Source organism: Paenibacillus sp. KS1 (assembly GCF_001680695.1).
Taxonomy (GTDB): Bacteria; Bacillota; Bacilli; order Paenibacillales; family Paenibacillaceae; genus Paenibacillus_B; species Paenibacillus_B suaedae.
Genome location: NZ_MAIS01000045.1, coordinates 33,798 through 47,732, shown reverse-complemented (window position 1 = coordinate 47,732; position 13,935 = coordinate 33,798). Strand labels below are relative to the sequence as shown.

The 13,935-nt window shown below is 45.8% G+C and carries 13 protein-coding genes and 1 tRNA gene; 13 read left to right on the top strand and 1 reads right to left on the bottom strand.

The features are described 5' to 3' along the window. The first annotated feature begins 321 nt into the window (after nt 1-321). The 12 genes from guaB (at nt 322) to BBG47_RS16060 (ending at nt 10,432) form a co-directional block, all read left to right on the top strand. Nucleotides 322-1,785 (top strand): IMP dehydrogenase, encoded by a 1,464-nt coding sequence (gene guaB, locus BBG47_RS16110; RefSeq protein ID WP_021253505.1) that lies wholly within the window; start codon nt 322-324, stop codon nt 1,783-1,785. A 122-nt stretch (nt 1,786-1,907) separates the two neighbouring features. Then, complete coding sequence (locus BBG47_RS16105) at nt 1,908-3,302, top strand: D-alanyl-D-alanine carboxypeptidase family protein (protein ID WP_065292527.1); 1,395 nt, start codon at nt 1,908-1,910, stop codon at nt 3,300-3,302. A 137-nt stretch (nt 3,303-3,439) separates the two neighbouring features. Beyond that, nucleotides 3,440-4,321, top strand: coding sequence for a pyridoxal 5'-phosphate synthase lyase subunit PdxS (gene pdxS / locus BBG47_RS16100; RefSeq protein WP_021253503.1), 882 nt, complete (start codon nt 3,440-3,442; stop codon nt 4,319-4,321). A 118-nt stretch (nt 4,322-4,439) separates the two neighbouring features. Beyond that, complete coding sequence (gene pdxT / locus BBG47_RS16095; RefSeq protein ID WP_065292526.1) at nt 4,440-5,033, top strand: pyridoxal 5'-phosphate synthase glutaminase subunit PdxT; 594 nt, start codon at nt 4,440-4,442, stop codon at nt 5,031-5,033. Nucleotides 5,034-5,192: 159 nt separating this feature from the next. Beyond that, a complete protein-coding gene (serS, locus tag BBG47_RS16090; protein ID WP_065292525.1) occupies nt 5,193-6,473 on the top strand; it encodes a serine--tRNA ligase in 1,281 nt (426 codons plus the stop codon). A 78-nt stretch (nt 6,474-6,551) separates the two neighbouring features. Beyond that, nucleotides 6,552-6,640, top strand: a tRNA-Ser gene (locus BBG47_RS16085). 106 nt (nt 6,641-6,746) lie between these two features. Further along, on the top strand, nt 6,747-7,103 hold the full coding sequence (locus tag BBG47_RS16080) for a hypothetical protein (protein ID WP_021253500.1): 357 nt from the start codon (nt 6,747-6,749) through the stop codon (nt 7,101-7,103). 11 nt (nt 7,104-7,114) lie between these two features. Beyond that, complete coding sequence (locus BBG47_RS29945) at nt 7,115-7,285, top strand: hypothetical protein (RefSeq protein WP_162833944.1); 171 nt, start codon at nt 7,115-7,117, stop codon at nt 7,283-7,285. A 21-nt stretch (nt 7,286-7,306) separates the two neighbouring features. Continuing rightward, complete coding sequence (locus tag BBG47_RS16075) at nt 7,307-7,459, top strand: small acid-soluble spore protein P (RefSeq protein ID WP_028532403.1); 153 nt, start codon at nt 7,307-7,309, stop codon at nt 7,457-7,459. Nucleotides 7,460-7,660: 201 nt separating this feature from the next. Further along, entirely contained in the window at nt 7,661-8,665 is a 1,005-nt protein-coding gene (locus BBG47_RS16070) for a YitT family protein (protein WP_254659837.1), read from the top strand. Between the two features lie 147 nt (nt 8,666-8,812). Continuing rightward, complete coding sequence (locus tag BBG47_RS16065; protein ID WP_065292524.1) at nt 8,813-9,871, top strand: hypothetical protein; 1,059 nt, start codon at nt 8,813-8,815, stop codon at nt 9,869-9,871. Between the two features lie 183 nt (nt 9,872-10,054). After that, nucleotides 10,055-10,432 carry a GntR family transcriptional regulator gene (locus tag BBG47_RS16060; protein ID WP_028532406.1) on the top strand — a complete coding sequence of 126 codons (378 nt, stop codon included), beginning with the start codon at nt 10,055-10,057 and terminating at the stop codon, nt 10,430-10,432. A gap of 161 nt (nt 10,433-10,593) precedes the next feature. On the opposite strand, the gene tadA is transcribed toward BBG47_RS16060, so the two are convergent. Next, nucleotides 10,594-11,082, bottom strand: coding sequence for a tRNA adenosine(34) deaminase TadA (gene tadA / locus BBG47_RS16055; RefSeq protein ID WP_072731789.1), 489 nt, complete (start codon nt 11,080-11,082; stop codon nt 10,594-10,596). 424 nt (nt 11,083-11,506) lie between these two features. Here tadA and BBG47_RS16050 point away from each other — a divergent pair, with 424 nt between their 5' ends. Then, entirely contained in the window at nt 11,507-13,849 is a 2,343-nt protein-coding gene (locus tag BBG47_RS16050; protein ID WP_065292523.1) for a PAS domain S-box protein, read from the top strand. The last annotated feature ends 86 nt before the right edge of the window (nt 13,850-13,935 follow it).

The window sequence follows — 13,935 nt, the reverse complement described above, 5'->3', positions numbered from 1 at the left end:
TGTTGAGACATCTCGACGGTGGTCTTTTTTTATATTTCTTGCTGATTAGGTGATGAATGGAGAATAACAAACAATCTCATACTATCCATAATAGTAATAAAATTGTTCGCCTGGAGTGGACATTTATTTGTTTGTACATGAATAGGAATCAAATGAATTACGAATTACCAAAACAAGACGCTTATCCTTGACAGCCTCATACCGCTTTGCTAAGATTGCAATAATATATTTTTAGAGACGACGTTAATCAGAGGACAAGCCCTGTATGATAAGGAGTTTGGACAATGAATGCGCCAATACAATCAAGGGAGGAACTTTCTGGTGTGGGAATCTAAGTTTGTGAAGGAAGGCTTAACTTTTGACGATGTGCTGTTAGTACCTCGTAAATCGAGTGTACTGCCACGGGAAACAGACGTATCGACAATTTTGAGCGATAAGGTTAAATTGAACATTCCATTTATGAGTGCAGGTATGGACACAGTTACCGAGGCTCCATTGGCAATTGCAATTGCTCGCGAAGGCGGTATCGGTGTTATTCATAAAAATATGTCGGCTGAGCAACAAGCCGAAGAAGTGGATCGCGTAAAGCGTTCAGAGAGCGGCGTTATTACTAATCCATTTTCGCTTTCTCCAGATCATACTGTAGAAGACGCGGATCGTGTAATGGCGAAGTATCGCATTTCTGGTGTCCCTATTGTGGATGCAGAAAATAAGCTTATAGGTATTTTGACGAACCGGGATCTTCGTTTTGTTCATGACTACAGCATTCAGATTAAAGAAGTGATGACACATGAGAACTTGGTAACAGCTCCTGTCGGCACTACGCTTCAAGAAGCAGAAGTGATTTTGCAGCAGCACAAGATCGAGAAGCTTCCATTGGTTGATGAAAGCAACACGTTGAAGGGACTTATCACGATTAAGGATATTGAGAAGGCAATCCAATATCCGAAAGCTGCGAAGGATGCTCAAGGACGTCTTCTGTGTGGTGCAGCAATCGGTATTTCCCAAGATTCATTCGAACGTGCTGAACTGCTTGTACAAGCTGGTGTTGACTTAATCGTTGTTGACTCCGCTCATGGCCATCATATCAATATTATTGAAGCAGTACGCAAGCTACGCGGCTTGTACCCTGAGTTGACTATCGTAGCAGGGAACGTAGCTACTGGTGAAGCAACTCGTGATTTGATTGAGGCAGGAGCTTCTGTAGTTAAGGTTGGTATTGGACCAGGTTCCATCTGTACGACTCGGGTTATTGCTGGTATTGGCGTACCACAAATTACAGCTGTATACGACTGTGCGAGCGTAGCTCGTGAGTACGGCATTCCTGTTATTGCGGATGGCGGTATTAAGTACTCTGGTGATATTACAAAAGCAATCGCTGCAGGTGCAAGTGCGGTTATGCTCGGAAGCTTGTTTGCAGGTACAGAAGAAAGCCCTGGTGAATCTGAAATTTATCAAGGCCGCAGCTTCAAGGTATACCGCGGTATGGGCTCGCTAGGCGCAATGAAGCAAGGCAGTAAGGATCGTTACTTCCAAGACAGCAGCAATGAGAAGAAGCTGGTTCCAGAAGGTATTGAAGGCCGTGTAGCTTACAAGGGGCCTTTGGCTGATACGATCCATCAATTGCTTGGCGGATTGAGAGCAGGTATGGGTTACTGTGGTACGAACACTCTGAAAGAGCTTCAGAATGATACTCATTTTGTGAAGATATCTGGCGCAGGATTGCGTGAAAGTCATCCGCATGATGTACAAATTACGAAGGAAGCTCCTAACTATTCCATGTAATTGTGTTGCATTTACGGAAAATGCCGACAAGGAAAGACAGGGTATTACAACCCTGTCTTTTTTTTGCGTGTCTGGCTATGTTAGAATAGCTATGGGACTCAACAGGAGAGGAGTTGTACGTAGTGTCTAAGCAACATACAACATTGAAACATAACAAATGGAAACGAGCGGTCGCTCTGGTTACCGCATGTCAAATATTAAGCTTCGCCTTATTGCCATCAGCAGGAATGGTGGCAGCTGAGGCAGCTGCTCAAACTCAAACGCAAACGAATCAAGTAGCGGCAACGAAGGGGAACAGCAATCAAGTTATTACGGATAAGTCTAAGCTTGATTTGAAGCTTCGCTCCGCGGTTCTTATGGAAGCCTCAACGGGTAAGATATTAGTCGATATTGACTCGGAGATCTCGTATCCTCCAGCAAGCATGACGAAGATGATGACAGAGTACATTGTCATGGAGAAAGTGAAGAATGGCGACTTGAGCTTCGACGACGAGATTGTAACGAAGAAGAATGCGTCCGAAACAGAAGGATCCCGCATCTTCTTGGCAGAAGGGGATACGCATAAGGTTCGCGATTTGTATATTGCGATGGCAATCGGTTCTGCCAACGATGCAACGGTAGCTCTAGCGGAGCATATTGCTGGCTCTGAGGCTGAGTTTGTAAAAATCATGAACGAGACAGCAAAGCGTCTTGGTATGACGAAGACACACTATATCAACTCTACTGGATTGGATTGGGCAAGCATGCCTGAAGGCTTCCGCCCAGCTGAAAAGGCAGAGACGATGATGTCAGCAATGGATGTGGCCAAGCTGGTGCGTGCAATCGTTAATGATCACCCTGAATTCAGTGAGTATACGAAGATTCAATCCTATAAGTTTAGAGAACGTGACAAAACGCCAATCTCCAACTTGAACTGGATGCTTGAAGCCAATAAAGATGTCGTGAACTTCAAGCGTTATGCTTATCAAGGCTTGGATGGAATGAAAACAGGATTTACTGATATTGCGCAATATTGCTTCGCAGGTACGGCAGTACGCGATAATATGCGACTGATCTCGGTTGTAATGGGCGCGAAAGATAAAGGAGCACGGTTCGAAGAAACAGCGAAGCTGCTTAATCACGGTTTCGAGCATTTTGAAATAAAGAATGAGATTGCACCGAAGAAGACTGTAGCAGGTGTAGAGACAGCTCCAATCAAAAAAGGTGTAGATACGGAAGTGCCAATTGTTGCTGAAACAGGCGTTTCGTTCGTAATTCCAAAAGGAGCGACCACAGAAGGAAAAATTACACAAGAAGTGAATCTGAAGCCGGCAAATGAGCTTGTTGCCCCTATTAAGAAGGGTCAGCAAGTGGGAACAGTGACGTTCACTTACAAGGACAATGGTGCCGAGCAGAAGAAGACTGTGAACATGATTGCAACAGAAGAAGTGGAGAAGGGCAGCTGGTGGCGTCTATTCTTCCGTGCAATTGGGGAATTCTTTGCAGATTTGTTCAAATCTATCAAGAATTTGTTCTAGTTTCGCAGTATTGGTCATAGGAATTGGCTTTCGTCTGTGACAAAATCAATTGTCTATTCGAATGACGATCATGTAAAATAGAGGGATGAAACTGTAACAATCGAAAATGACTGACTAGTGGCGGGGGGCAATCGAAAATGGAAACAGGTACAGCTCGAGTAAAACGTGGTATGGCAGAGATGCAAAAGGGCGGCGTCATTATGGACGTCATGAATGCAGAGCAAGCGAAAATTGCTGAAGCAGCAGGCGCAACAGCAGTTATGGCGCTTGAACGTGTCCCATCTGATATTCGTGCAGCTGGTGGCGTAGCTCGTATGGCAGATCCAACAATCGTAGAAGAGGTTATGAAGGTTGTATCGATTCCAGTTATGGCGAAGGCACGCATTGGTCATTACGTAGAAGCCAAAGTATTGGAATCCCTTGGCGTAGATTACATCGATGAATCGGAAGTACTGACTCCAGCAGACGAAGTATTCCATATTGACAAAAATACATTTACCATCCCATTCGTATGCGGCGCTAAAGACTTGGGTGAAGCACTTCGCCGTATTAGCGAAGGAGCAGCAATGCTTCGTACGAAGGGTGAACCGGGAACAGGCAATATTGTTGAGGCTGTTCGCCACATGCGCTTGATCACTAGCCAAGTTCGCAAAGTTCAGAGCTTGTCGAAGGACGAGCTGTATGCAGAAGCGAAAAACTTGGGTGTAGCGTATGACTTGCTGTTACATGTTCATGAGACAGGTAAGTTGCCAGTCGTGAACTTCGCTGCAGGCGGCGTTGCAACACCAGCAGATGCAGCATTGATGATGCATCTGGGCGCTGACGGCGTATTCGTTGGCTCTGGTATTTTCAAATCCGACAGTCCTGAGAAGTTCGCTCGTGCGATTGTGGAAGCGACAACTCATTATGAAGATTATGCTCTAATTGCGAACGTATCCAAGAACCTGGGTACACCGATGAAGGGGATTGAAATCTCCAAGCTTGCGCCATCTGAGCGTATGCAGGATCGCGGCTGGTAATTATAGAAGCAGGGCAGCTGAGGAAGCACCGTGACGGTGCTTCCTAGTCGGCGTTAAGCGCTCTGTATCCTATCTATAGGTGTTAGTATAGCCTCAGGGGAAAGAAGGGACTTCACGGATGAACATCGGAGTATTGGCGCTGCAAGGCGCGGTAGCAGAACATATGCGCAGCTTGGAGGCGGCAGGAGCCCATGCGGTAGCCGTGAAGCGGCCAGAACAGATTGATGAGCTTCAGGGGCTTGTCATTCCCGGTGGAGAGAGTACAACCATTGGCAAGTTGATGCGGAAGTATGGCTTTATCGAGGCGATTCAGGCATTTGCAGCAGCTGGCAAGCCGATCTTCGGCACATGTGCGGGACTGATTTGCTTGGCGGAACGAGTGGAAGGTCATCAAGGCTCAGAGGAGCCGCATTTGCAGCTGATGGATATGACGGTAATGCGCAACGCATTCGGACGGCAGCGTGAAAGCTTCGAGGCAGATTTAGATGTGAAAGGGATCGAGCAGCCTGTACGTGCGGTTTTCATTCGCGCACCGCTTATCCAATCGGTCGGTGAGTGTGTTGATGTACTCTGCGAGGTGAACGGTGAGATTGTAACAGCAAGACAAGGCTCGCTTCTAGCTTGCTCGTTCCATCCGGAGCTGACATCAGATGTTAGCCTGCACAGCTATTTCGTTGATATGGTTAAACAGGCTGCAAATGTAGCAGGATAAAGAATAACAAACACTTTGACTCTCCTGATGCTAGGAGAGTTAAGGTGTTTTTCTCGGATATACGGTATAATAGTGAAATAGTATGATACGGATCGAATCAAATCAGCCCAGCGTATATCGTGAGGGGTGTTCATCCGTTTCTGGCAGGAGGGTCAATCGGTGCTAGATATCAAATTGTTAAGAAGTGATTATGGACGTGTAGTAACAGCACTCCAAAATCGAGGCAAATCGGAAGAGATGATCGCGGACTTCCCGGAGCTTGACGCACGTCGCCGCGAAATGCTGCAAGAGACCGAGCAGTTGAAAAATCAACGCAATGTCGTGTCTCAAGATGTAGCGAAGAAGAAAAAAGCAGGCGAGTCAGCCGACGAACTTATTGCGCAAATGCGTGAAGTAGGCGATCGGATTAAGGAGCTCGATGAAGAGATTCGTGGTATTGAAGTACAAATGGAGCAGATTACATTATCCATTCCAAATGTACCTCATGAAAGTACACCAGTAGGTAAATCAGAGGAGGATAACGTAGAAGTTCGCCGTTGGAGCGAGCCTACCGCATTCTCCTTCGAAGCAAAGGCGCATTGGGATATCGCGCAGGATCTCGGCATCTTGGACTTCGAATCAGCTGCGAAGGTAACAGGCTCTCGCTTCGTATTCTACAAGGGGGCAGGAGCTCGCTTGGAGCGTGCCCTAATCAGCTTTATGCTGGACGTGCATACGATGCAGCATGGATATGAAGAAGTGCTCACTCCGCTTATCGTGAACCGTGACAGCTTGATCGGTACAGGTCAACTGCCGAAGTTCGAGGAAGATCTATTCAAGCTGGAAGGTACGGAGTATTACCTCATCCCCACGGCAGAAGTTCCTGTAACGAACCTCCACCGCGATGAGATTCTGACGGACGAGCAAGTTCCTCGTTATTATACAGCTTACAGCTCTTGCTTCCGTTCTGAAGCAGGCGCATCTGGCCGTGATACACGCGGACTTATCCGTCAGCATCAATTCAATAAGGTTGAGCTGGTGAAGATGGTTAAGCCAGAGGATTCTTATGCTGAACTGGAATCACTGACGAACCAAGCAGAGAAGATTCTACAGCTGCTTGGCTTACCGTATCGTGTGATGGCATTGTGCACAGGAGACATTGGATTCAGCTCTGCGAAGACGTATGATTTAGAAGTATGGCTGCCGAGCAGCGGTACGTACCGTGAGATTTCGTCCTGCTCGAACTTTGAGGACTTCCAGGCGCGTCGTGCGAACATTCGCTTCCGCCGCGATACGAAATCCAAGCCTGAGTTCGTGCATACGCTGAATGGCTCTGGCCTTGCGATTGGACGTACTGTCGCTGCGATTATGGAGAATTACCAACAAGAAGACGGTTCCATTGTGATTCCGGAAGCATTGCGTCCTTATATGGGCGGATTGGAATCCATTCGCCGCAAATAATTGAAAGATCATAGTTGCATTGTTGTAATGCCTATGATATAATAAAGACTGTCCGACTCGAATCGGGCAGTCGAATATGGAGAGGTACCGAAGTGGTCATAACGGGGCGGTCTTGAAAACCGTTAGGGTGCAAGCTCACGTGGGTTCGAATCCCACCCTCTCCGCCATAACTTTTACATGTAGAACCCGCATCCTTGGTGATGTGGGTTTTTTGCTGTATAAAATGCCTCTGCTGGCCGCAAACTGTAATTGAATAGTGGAGGTGTAGCTCTTATGAATCAGGAAGAACAACCGCAAGTCGATCAATCGAGGCTTGTGGATGCATGGCAGCAAACGTTGCCGGCGAAGCTTGAGCCTGGCGATAAAGCCACAGTACTGCCTGACGGCGCCAATCCACAGGCACTCGTTATTCATATCGATACAGCCGGCCGCCAAATGTACTCATTCGATTTCCATTGCGCTTATGTGGATTCGCGCGAGGTAGAGCTCAATCTCATCGATGTCGAGAAGAGTGGGGTTCATATCGATGAGCGGACTGAGGTTGTGCAGGAGCTTGTACAGAATTATGTGCGTCATATTCATGAATGCGCGCAAGCGCTGCATGATGTAACCCATCACGGCTTACAGTAGGAGGGATGAAGGTGACGAAAGCAAAGGATGGTCTGGACAAAAATTTGAGCAATGTCGTCAAGGACTTGGAGCAGGCACCGGTCAATAGTCATCATGCCCAGCAGTTACAGCAGGATCACAATGATCGACGCCATCAGGATGCACTGAATCATGATAAGCCGACGGACTTAGAACACTTATAATGACGGAGGAGTGTGCGTGCAATGAGCAAGCCAAGAGCAGTCCCTGTACCTAACCAGGAGCAATCCAGCCGGCATCAAGCAGGTAATGAACGGAATGCGATGCAAGAGCCATTGTCAGGGTCTAAGAAGACGAAGATGGCGAATCACGTCAGCCACAACAATCCTGAGGGATAAGATAACCGGGTACAAGCAACACGGATTTTCCTTGCAAGAGTGAGGAGAGTCTGTGTTTTTTTATGCAAATAAATAGGGTATGTTGAAGTTCGAATTAGTACTATTATTATTAATATTTACCAATAGGGTCCAACAAGGAAGTGAATTCCGATATAATAATGAGTGTAGTGTATTTAAGGCTTATATAGAGAGGTGAACGCGGTGGAGCATCTGACAACGAACACCAGTGCAGACAGCAACAGTTCTAAGGGGAATCATGCATCGGCTTCGCAGGATATGGATCAGTTTGAGGCAATTGTCCAATTGGGAGCACTCGATTCTGCAGCTATTGCCAGTGTGCAGCAGTATCAGCACACGAAGATCGGCCTAATCAAGCTTCTCAAGCGAATTATCTTTATTGTCATTGGGTCAGTCTTAATGGGTGTCGGACTTGAGCTATTTCTTGTTCCGAATCAAATTACAGACGGTGGAGTAACCGGCATTTCGATTATTTTGTCTTATGTAACCTCAGTGCCACTCGGTGTTTTTCTATTTCTACTTAACTTGCCCTTCCTGATTATCGGCTACAAACAAATTGGCAAAACCTTTGCCCTATCCACATTACTCGGCGTCCTAGTGATGTCGCTCAGCACGACGCTGCTTCACGATGTAAGTGCATTTACAGAAAATACGTTCCTGGCTGCCGTATTTGGCGGGATTATTCTCGGTATTGGCGTGGGGCTCGTCATTCGCTATGGTGGTTCTTTGGACGGTACAGAGATTATAGCAATTTTGCTTAACAAACGTTCTCCCTTCTCCGTCGGCGAGATCATTATGTTCTTCAACTTGTTCATACTCACGAGTGCGGGCTTCGTATTTGGCTGGGATCGTGCGATGTATTCCCTCATTGCCTATTACATTGCATATAAAATGATCGATATTACCGTTGAGGGATTGAACGATTCGAAGGCGGTATGGATTATTAGTGACAATCACAAGGAAATCGGCGATGCGCTGCTTAGACGTCTCGGTCGGGGCGTTACGTATATGAAAGGCGAGGGCGGCTTCTCCGGAGATGAGAAGAAAGTGATTTTCACCGTCATTACCCGATTGGAGGAAGCGAAGCTCAAGGGGATCGTAGAGGAGCATGATGAGCATGCGTTTCTTGCAATCGGCAACATTCATGACGTTAAGGGTGGCAGATTTAAGAAAAAGGACATTCATTAAGCAGTGAAAGATAGGACGAAGTTCATAATTCTATGTACAGGGTCGCGAAATATGTTTCAAAGGAACTATTTTCATTATCATACGTATAAGTTAATATATACTGGGTAATTTTAGCTCACTTATTATGATGAATAGGGGTTGAAGAGATTGAAGAGAGGTTTAAAAGGGGCATTAGCACTCATATTTGCTTTAGCACTAATTATTACGGGTTGTGGAGCCAAGTCTAGTCCGAAGGAATTAATTGAAGGTTCTCTAGGCAAGTCCTTCGATATGAAGTCCTATGCATTCAATACATCGATTAAGCTTGAAGATCTTCAAATGGATAATGGTGGAGCAATGGATCCAAATGCACAGATGGTCTTGAACATGCTGAAAAATGCTGAGCTTAGTGTAAATGGTGTAGTTCAACAAGAGCCTATGAAGATGGAAGCGAATCTCGAAATCAGCCTTAAAGGCGATATGGAAATGAAATTTTCTCTCCCATTGACTATGGATGAAAATAAAATGTGGGTAAAAATCCCGAATATTCCGATGTTGGCTGGCCAAATTCCAGATGAGTTGATCGGCAAAACAATTGAGATCGATTTAAAGAAAATGGCAGAGCAATCCGGCCAAGAGCTTCCTTCCGCGAAGGATATGAAGGCAATGCAGAACCTCTCGAATGATATGTTCAAAGTATTCCTCGGCAAGTTCGATGAGAAAATGTATTTCTCTACAGTAGAGAAAAAAGACGCTGGTCTTCCTGAAAATGTAGATGCAAAGCAAATTGTGAAGTTCAATGTTACCAATGAGAACTTGGAGCAATTCGTTACAACCCTTGTTAAAGAGGCATTGCCTGCACTAGCAGATGTAATGGGTAAGGAAGAGTACAGCAAGCTGTTTAAATTGGAAAAAGACCAAGTTGAGAAAATGAAGCAAGAAATGAAAACAGATGACAGCGAACTGAAAAAGGATATCGAAGAAATGAAAAAGTCGCTGAAGATTAACGAACTGAGCGTCACTACTGCGATCAACAAAGATCAATATCCTGCATATCAAGTAATTGTAGCTAACTTGGATGTGACTGGCGACGATGGTGTGAAATCGAAGGTTGCCGCTCGCGTTACGACTGAGTTGAGCAAGATCAACGAGAAGGTTGAATTCAAGCCTGTACCAACCGATGTTCTGACAATGGAACAATTGCAGCAAATGTTCGGTGGATATTAAGATATAGTCATTTGCAAGACCGCCGCTCCTAGAGAGTGGCGGTCTTTTGTTATGCGCGGAATAGTTAGAAGAAGCGGAGGAGGTATGCAAATGGGATCTATTATGGGCAAGACATGACTTGACGCTTCATTCTGTAATGTATATGGTTTACATATACAATATATAAGGTGTGTGGCCACAATGATTCACATTCGTATCGAATCATCGACTGACGAGCCGATATACGAGCAGATTGCAAGACAAATACGAACGGGTATATTCAGTGGTGATTTTAAGCCTGGAGATGCGCTCCCTTCTATACGACAACTGGCTAAGGATTTGCAAATTAGTGTCATTACAACGAAGCGTGCTTATGAGGAACTGGAGAGGGAAGGGTTTATTGACAGCATGGTTGGCAAGGGATCCTTCATCTCGGGCGCAAATCCACAGCTGATACGTGAGCAGCGTCTGCATCAGATGGAGATGATGATCGAAGAAGCGGTGAAGGACGCTAAGGCACTGAACGTATCCTTGTCTGAATTAATGGAGCATATTCGATTGGTCTATGAGGAGAGTGATTGAATTGTAAAGGAGAGAGTGACAACAAATAGAATTTGTTAGAAAGGACTTATAATCGTGAGCAATAGGAGCTTTATCAACCGTGCAGATTTCATTCTAGAACGGAAGCAGTGAAGCCGCATTGCTCAACTTCGTTGATTCTGCGGCTTCTTTATGCGTATTGATTAAGCTTTGCCGCGCAGACGGCGGAAGAATTGCGTTAACATTGATGCACATTCTTCTTGCAGCACGCCCTCAATGACTTCTGCACGATGGTTGAAGCGGGGCTCTTGAAGCAGGTTCATCAGTGTGCCTGCGCAGCCTGCCTTCGGGTCGGTCGTGCCGTATACAACGGTAGGCACTCGGGATTGAACGATTGCCCCGGCACACATCGGGCAAGGCTCCAAAGTAACATATAAAGTGCAATCAAGCAGCCGCCAAGCTTGAAGATGCTCACTCGCCTCTCGAATCGCGATCATCTCGGCATGTGCAGTAGAGTCAAGCGATGTCTCTCGCAAATTGTAGCCGCGTCCAATAATCTCATTCTGATGGACGACAATAGCGCCAATGGGAACCTCTCCAATTGCCTCGGCCTTGAGGGCCTCTTCAATGGCCCTACGCATCCAGTATTCGTGCTGGCTGATTTGTTCAGGTTCAATCGATTGTATTTCCAACTTCAGCTTCCTTTCTCGTATCCCTGCCTCTATGGTATCCAGCGATCTTGTATTAGACGCAAATATGTGTAAAAGTCTAGTCGTTATTCATCGAACAAATATTCGTTGTTAACAGTGTGTGTATAAAATTGTGGATAACTATATGGATGTACACAGTATTATACACATCTTATCCAAAACTGTTCACATTATGTGCATAACCTGTTGATAACCATATGTTATACACATGAAGCAGGGGTCCGAACTTAATCGATATTATTATACCTTCTTCCCACAATAATCGCCAAAACAATGGACAAATCGCCCTATATTACGATATGATTCGAAGAGATACTCCAACGAAATCCAACATTTGTCAGGATATCCGACATTATCTCCGTATGTTTACTCTGATACTGATGGATAGGCCTGATAGAGGTGAAGCATGAGACTTTCCATCAAAGCGAAATTATCTATTTCTATAGCTTGTATCGTGTTTGTCGTCCTTCTGCTTCATATGATCCTCACTTACAACATAACCAAGGATAAGCTTGTTGAGGAAATTCAGCAGCGAATGAATGCGATTGCTCAGCAGATCAACGTGTCCGTACAGCAATCCCGCATGGCGGCGAATTCATTCGAAGAGCAGTTGGCAGAGAAGCTGCACATTGCGTCTATGTATGCTGCGGATAAGCTCCCGCCTCGAATTGATAGCATAACGAACGAGCAACTGCAGCAAATAAGCGCTGATATTGGAATATCCCACATTTCCCTCTTGCACAAGACGCCGAACGGTGACGATATCACGATTAATCGATCCTCTGATCCGAAAGAAATCGGCATGTCGACGAGACAGTGGGGGTATTGGTATCAAGCTTTCATTCAATTATTTGAGGATAAGCAAGTATGGATTGCGGAAGGGCAGAAGCGCAAGTATTTTTGGTCAGGTCCGTTTGATGTGTCTTCATCCAACCCTGAACATCTTGATAAATGGGGATATTATTACGATGGCAAGCGGGATTATATAATTAATCCGTTTATTCGCGATGATAAGGTTGAAACCTTCTTCGAACTGACAAAGCCGAATATCTTAATTGAGCAGACATTGAGTGCTCAATCCAATATTGTGGAAATCGCAGCTCTTAATATTAACAATTTTAAAGATGAACCCACATTCAAAGTTCGCAGCGATGGTGTACAGGTGGTTGACGAGAGCAAGAGCCGTGTCTTATACGGTGAATACACCTTGAATCATGAGCGTGATGAAGAATATATTCGAAATGCGCTGGAGCGGAGAAAGCCTCTGTTCTATGAAAGTGATTTTGGCAGTAGAACCATCATTAAAGGGTTCATTCCAATCATCGGGGCGACTTCCTATGTATTGAACATATCCATGGATGCAAGAGCGGTCGTAGAGGCACTCCATGACCAGTTGATGCGCAATGTCGCGGTAGGCATTGTGCTATTGGAGATTGTTCTTATCGGAAGCTATATGCTGTCCGGCATATTGATACGTCCACTTCAATCGATACTGAACAAAATCAATATGATTTCGGTAGGCCATTTCAATACGCAATTGAATATTGATCGTAAGGATGAGCTTGGAATACTGGCTCAGCGAATTAATACGATGGCGCGGAATTTGGATGCTTCAACAGAGCGGCTGCGCATGTCGTATCTGGAGAACCGCGCCATGAAAGAGCATCTGGAATCATTCATTAACCAATCGAATGATGCTATTCATGTGACAGATCTGAAGGGACAAATTGAGCGAGTGAACCAAGCGTTCGTTGATATGTTTGGCTGGACCTCGGAAGAGGTGCTAGGCAAGCAGCTATGCAATATTCCAGAGGACAAGGTGGATGAAGAGCACCAAATTCATGAAGCACAGCGTCATGGCGAATATGTGAGCAACTGGGAGACGACGCGTCTAACGAAGGACGGGCGAATCCTGGATGTTAGTGTCAGTACCTCACCAATGTACAACGAGGGCGGGGATTGCATTGCTTGGGCAAGCATTACGCGAGATATGACCAGCCGCAAGCGGATGGAAGAGCTGTTGCGACGTTCTGAGAAGCTGACGACGGTCGGTCAATTGGCGGCAGGTGTTGCGCATGAGATTCGCAATCCACTAACGACGTTGAAGGGATTCTTACAGCTGCAGCAGCGTACAAGAGCTCTGAATGACAATCACATGGATATGATGCTGGCGGAGCTGGAGCGCATCAACTTAATTGTAAGCGAGTTTCTCGTATTGGCTAAGCCACAGGCAATTCAGTTTCAGCCGAAAGATGTACGCCGAATTGTTACGGACGTCGTCGCTTTATTGGACAGTCAAGCGAAGTTGAATAATGTGTATTTTGCAACCCCGTTCGATGAGTTCGTGCCCTTAGTGAACTGTGAAGAGAACCAGTTGAAGCAGGTATTCATCAATGTGATGAAGAATGCAATGGAAGCAATGCCGGAAGGCGGCATGGTCGAAATTGCTGTGCAATCGCGGTACAAGGGGCAGGTCGTCGTGGTGATTCGGGATCATGGCATCGGTATACCAGCGGAGCACTTGTCGCAGCTAGGTGATCCATTCTTCACGAGCAAGGAATGCGGAACAGGTCTTGGACTGATGGTGAGTCAACGAATTATTCACAATCACCGGGGGTTGATAGACATTGCAAGTGAGCAGAACTGTGGAACAGAAGTAACCATCTCGCTACCCGCCATTGGGATGGAGGACGCAGGTGGCGGAGATGATGCTGCGTCACAGCCAGCACTAACCGCAATCTCCTCATAAGGATTATAATAGTAAGGGGTGCCTTGATCAGTGACATTTACGTCTAGATCAGGGCACCCCTATTTGCAGCCTGCGTTATCCTATCT